The following is a 3,104-nucleotide window of genomic DNA, read 5'->3' on the forward strand; positions in this document are numbered from 1 at the left end:
TGACCAGGGGTTTTGCTTTTGCGCGCGGAAAAGTCTGCGAAAATCCGGGGAAAAGGCAGCTATACGGCAGGGCTTTTCGTAGGCAAAGCGCAAGTGCCTCTATATGATGCGTGCCTGGCTAGTGTGGGGCGTCTATGCAGACCTTGCTGAAACTACTTCAAGACGGGCGATTCCACTCCGGTGAGGAGTTGGGGGCGGTACTGGGCATCAGTCGCAGTGCAGTCTGGAAACGCTTGCAGCACCTGGAGGCTGAACATGGCCTGCAGTTCCACAAGGTGCGTGGCCGGGGTTACCGCCTGGCGAGTCCCCTCAGTCTCCTGGATCCGCGGAAGATCGACAGCCTCTGGCCTGTCGAGATCATGCCCACCGTCGATTCAACCAATAGCGAGGCCATGCGCAGGCTCGCGGCTGGAGCCTCGACGCCTTTCGTTATCGTCGCCGAGCAGCAGACTGCCGGGCGTGGACGTCGCGGGCGAGCCTGGGTCAGTCCCTATGGAGAGAACCTCTATTATTCTCTGGCCATTACTGTCAGGGGGGGCGCTCGGGAGCTCGAAGGGTTGAGCCTGGTTGTCGGTCTCGCGGTGCTCCGGGCCCTGGAGTCCTTGGACGTCCGGGACGCCGGGTTGAAGTGGCCGAACGACGTTCTGCAGGGAGGCAAGAAGATCGCCGGAATTCTCCTGGAGCTGAGTGGCGACCCCGCGGATCTGTGTCATGTCGTTATCGGCATAGGGATCAACGTCAACATGAAGACCGCCACTGATATCGGCCAGCCTTGGACCTCCCTGCGCGAAGCGCTGGGGGAGCTGGTGGATCGTTCGCGGCTGCTCTCTGCTCTCAATCGGCAGTTGGCCGATTATCTCGATAGGCATTCGCGCGAAGGCTTTGCTGCAAGTCGCGAGGAGTGGGAGTCCTGCAATCTCTGGCAGGGTGCCCAGGTCATTCTCTCGACTGCCCTGAGTTCCATCGAGGGTCGCGTGTTGGGTGTCGATAGCCGAGGAGCGCTGCGTCTCGAGGTGGATGGCGTGGAGCAGGGTTTCAGTGGAGGGGAGCTTAGTTTGAGGTTGCGTCAATGATTCTTGAGCTCGACTGTGGAAACTCGCTGATCAAGTGGCGGGTCATCGAGGGCGCGGCACGGTCGGTCGCCGGTGGCCTTGCGGAGTCCGATGATGCCCTGGTCGAACAGTTAACATCGCAGCAAGCGCTGCCAGTGCGAGCCTGTCGCCTGGTGAGCGTTCGCAGCGAGCAGGAAACCTCGCAACTGGTCGCACGGTTGGAGCAGCTGTTCCCGGTTTCGGCGCTGGTTGCATCATCCGGCAAGCAGTTGGCGGGAGTGCGCAACGGCTATCTCGACTACCAGCGCCTGGGGCTCGACCGCTGGTTGGCCCTCGTCGCGGCTCATCACCTGGCTAAGAAGGCCTGCCTGGTCATTGATCTGGGGACCGCGGTCACCTCTGACCTGGTCGCGGCGGATGGAGTGCATCTGGGGGGCTACATATGCCCGGGCATGACCCTGATGAGAAGCCAGTTGCGCACCCATACCCGACGTATCCGCTACGACGATGCAGAGGCCCGTCGGGCGCTTGCCAGTCTCCAGCCAGGGCAGGCCACGGCCGAGGCGGTTGAGCGGGGTTGTCTGCTCATGCTCAGGGGGTTCGTTCGTGAGCAGTACGCCATGGCGTGCGAGCTGCTCGGTCCGGATTGTGAAATATTCCTGACGGGTGGGGATGCCGAACTGGTTCGCGACGAACTGGCTGGCGCCCGGATCATGCCGGACCTGGTTTTCGTAGGACTGGCACTGGCTTGCCCGATTGAGTGAGAGGATCTATGCGCTGGTTCTTCCTGTTTCTCCTGGCCCTGAACGTCTTCTACTACGTCTGGCATCAGCAGCAATCCCCGCTACGGGCCAAGGAAATCGCACCGCTGGAACTCTATAAGGATGGGCAGAAGAACATTCTGCTGTTGGCCGAGAGCAACCTTGCTTCCAGGGCGCGCTCGGGGTCGCAGGTGCCGGCGCCGAGTGTGCCTTCGGCTGCCGAAGAGTCGATCGCATCCGAGTCGGCCTGTCTCTATCTTGGCGGAGGCGGTGAGGAGGCGGATGCCCGAAGGTTGCAGCAGCGCCTGCTGGGCCTGGATATCGAGGCGGAGGTCGAGGCCCGTGGGGAGATGAGCGTCGATTACTGGGTCTATCTTCCTCCGCTAGCCTCGCGGGAGGCTGCGCTTCGTCAGTTGAAGGAGCTTCAGGCGCGCAATATCGACAGCTACCTGATTGGCGAGGGAGTGCTGGCCAATGGCATTTCTTTGGGGATGTTTTCCGCGCGGGATTCGGCTGAAAGTGCGCAGGCGCGTCTCAAGACGGCAGGTTACGAGGCGGAGCTGAAGGAATTGCCCCGCGGGCAGCGTGATTTCTGGGTAAGGGTGGCCCCCGGCAGCCGGCGCCTGGTGGATGAGCAACTGCTCCAGGAGCTGGCTCGGGACTTCAAGGGATTGCAGCATCAAATAATGTCGTGCAAAGGTGTTGCATCCCCCTGATGGTTTGCATAGAATGGCGCCCGCTTCGCAGGGGGAAGGCTGAAAGACTCCTACCATGAAGTTGCTGTTGAAACCTAAGTTCAGGTTTTTTAAGAGAAAACTCTTGACAGCAAGGTGGCAGACGTAGAGAATGCCGCCCACCAGTTTGGAGGGATTCCCGAGTGGCCAAAGGGATCAGACTGTAAATCTGACGTCATAGACTTCGAAGGTTCGAATCCTTCTCCCTCCACCAGTTTAAAAGCGTGAGCTTCGGGCTCCGCGGGTATAGTTCAGTGGTAGAACCTCAGCCTTCCAAGCTGATGATGCGGGTTCGATTCCCGCTACCCGCTCCAGTCAAGTTGCTTGTGTTTCGCTCATGTAGCTCAGTTGGTAGAGCACACCCTTGGTAAGGGTGAGGTCAGCGGTTCAAATCCGCTCATGAGCTCCATTTATCCAAGGGCAGATATGAAAATATCTGCCCTTGTTCTAATGGTAGCGTGATCCGCTCAATTCCTTGAAGGGGATGGTCTCCATGGCTAAAGAAAAATTTGAACGGAACAAGCCGCACGTCAACGTCGGCACCATCGGTCACGTTG

At 59.6% G+C, this 3,104-nt stretch carries 4 protein-coding genes and 3 tRNA genes; all 7 read left to right on the forward strand.

Annotated elements, in window-relative coordinates; translation table 11 throughout:
- The first annotated feature begins 134 nt into the window (after positions 1-134).
- A complete protein-coding gene (gene birA, locus HMPREF2914_RS22820; protein ID WP_003129267.1) occupies positions 135-1,073 on the forward strand; it encodes a bifunctional biotin--[acetyl-CoA-carboxylase] ligase/biotin operon repressor BirA in 939 nt (312 codons plus the stop codon).
- Positions 1,070-1,816 (forward strand): pantothenate kinase, encoded by a 747-nt coding sequence (locus HMPREF2914_RS22825; protein ID WP_003093768.1) that lies wholly within the window; start codon positions 1,070-1,072, stop codon positions 1,814-1,816. Before birA ends, HMPREF2914_RS22825 begins: the two co-directional genes overlap by 4 nt.
- Positions 1,817-1,824: 8 nt before the next feature.
- Positions 1,825-2,529: an SPOR domain-containing protein gene (locus tag HMPREF2914_RS22830; protein ID WP_003093767.1), complete on the forward strand. Its 705-nt coding sequence runs from the start codon at positions 1,825-1,827 to the stop codon at positions 2,527-2,529.
- Positions 2,530-2,676: 147 nt separating this feature from the next.
- Positions 2,677-2,761 (forward strand) — tRNA-Tyr (locus tag HMPREF2914_RS22835).
- Between the two features lie 26 nt (positions 2,762-2,787).
- Positions 2,788-2,861: transfer RNA gene (locus tag HMPREF2914_RS22840), tRNA-Gly, on the forward strand.
- Positions 2,862-2,880: 19 nt separating this feature from the next.
- Positions 2,881-2,956 (forward strand) — tRNA-Thr (locus HMPREF2914_RS22845).
- An 84-nt stretch (positions 2,957-3,040) separates the two neighbouring features.
- Positions 3,041-3,104: hypothetical protein (locus HMPREF2914_RS32840; RefSeq protein WP_234358239.1), on the forward strand; the 64-nt coding region annotated here is incomplete at its 3' end.

The organism is Pseudomonas sp. HMSC067G02, assembly GCF_001813485.1.
GTDB classification, from domain to species: Bacteria; Pseudomonadota; Gammaproteobacteria; order Pseudomonadales; family Pseudomonadaceae; genus Pseudomonas; species Pseudomonas aeruginosa.